The organism is Roseburia sp. OM03-7AC, from assembly GCF_003462625.1.
Classification (GTDB): Bacteria; Bacillota; Clostridia; order Lachnospirales; family Lachnospiraceae; genus Roseburia_C; species Roseburia_C amylophila.
The window spans coordinates 1-1,620 of sequence record NZ_QTZJ01000025.1; the positions used below are offsets into that span (position 1 = coordinate 1).

Here is a 1,620-nt window from a genome sequence, read left to right on the forward strand (position 1 = left end):
ATTTATATGGATAATGGAAAAGAACTCCAGATTGCGCAAAAGAGAAGCAGCGATTTTAGAGAAGAAGTAAATAAATTTTTGCAGAAAAATTCATAGGAGAAACGATGAATACGATTTTACTGATATTATGTAATGCTCTTTCCTGTTTTATCATAAGTACCATACTGTTCCAGTTTATGAATGGAAAGTATAAAAAGAGTAGTCAAAGTAGATATGTATATATTGTGATCGAGACTGTCACAGTGATTTTTACAACCTGTATCAATATGCTCAATCATTCCATATTAAATTTGGTGGTCTGGGGCGTGTTGACGGGGATAATAGCATATGCTCTGTATTATGAGGATATGGATAAACCGTTAAGACGTATCATTGAATGTGAGGCATTGGTATTTTGCATGTCTGTTTGTGAATCATTAGGAGTGATTCTTTTACAATGTATTTTGCAGGCAGCAGATATAAAAAATGTGAATGAAACGATGCTTTACTGCCTTGAGGTAACATTTTCAAAAGTAATACTTATTTTTTTGTATTATACATTCATAAACAGGTTTGTGAAAAAGAGCGATATTCCTTATGCAAAGACAAGGTACATCATGTATGGAATTATACTCCTATACAATCTGATTAACATGGGTGTAATTGTAGAGAATTTTAAAAATGGAGAAGAAAATTATTTATGTGCAGTCAATATGGGGTGTATTGTTCTGGCAGATCTATACCTTTTATATTTTGTTAAAATGGCAGATGAAAAGAACTATTATGAAAAGCAGCTCATCGCTTTAGAGCAACAGGCAAAGGTACAATACGAATACTATTTGACGCAGACAAAAAAATATGATCAAACCGTCCACATATTACATGATGTAAATAAGCATATTAAAGCAATCGAAGGATTATATGGTGCAGAGCAGGGGAATACGGCAGGAGAATATGCAGCGGAAATCAGAGAACTGTTAAAGCCGCTCATTCCGGTTCAATACACAGAAAATCCGATCTTGAACATTCTTCTTACCGATAAAGAATCCGTTATGAGGGAAAAAGGTATTTCAGTAACCATAAAGGTGGATAATGTGAATCTGAATTTCCTTGCACCAATCGACATTACAACTATTTTTGGAAATTTATTAGATAATGCGATTGAGGCAGCAGAGAAGCTGGAAGGAGAGAAATATATTTCGATTAAGATTGGCTCATACCATAAAATGATAGCTGCCAGCATCGAAAATAACTGCGGAGAGGTAAAGTGGAAAAATGGTTTTCCGGTATCAGCGAAAGGAAAAGGCGGTGGAATAGGACTGCTGAATGTTCAGAGCAGTGTAAAAAAATATGATGGAAATTTAATATTGAAAAGTGATGGAAATAAATTTATTGCTGAGTTATTCCTCAATTCATAAAAAGAGCATTCGTGCTCTTTTTTGGTAAAAAGTCTTACTTCGTGCAAAAAAATCGTACTTGGTGCAGAAAAGGTAAAATATTAGAAGTGGGTTGTCGATAGAAAAAGAAAAATAAAAATAAAGCGGATGATAGATATAAAAAATTTAATGATGGGAGGTTTCGATTATGTCAAGAATTACGGACTACGGTTTTTTATTTCAAACGACATTTGGAACATCAAAA

1 protein-coding gene is annotated in these 1,620 nt (G+C 33.6%); it reads left to right on the top strand.

All coding sequences use genetic code 11. From position 1 onward, the window contains the following. Positions 1–104 precede the first annotated feature (104 nt). A complete protein-coding gene (locus DXB39_RS14575) occupies positions 105–1,397 on the top strand; it encodes an ATP-binding protein (RefSeq protein ID WP_015517470.1) in 1,293 nt (430 codons plus the stop codon). Positions 1,398–1,620 lie beyond the last annotated feature (223 nt).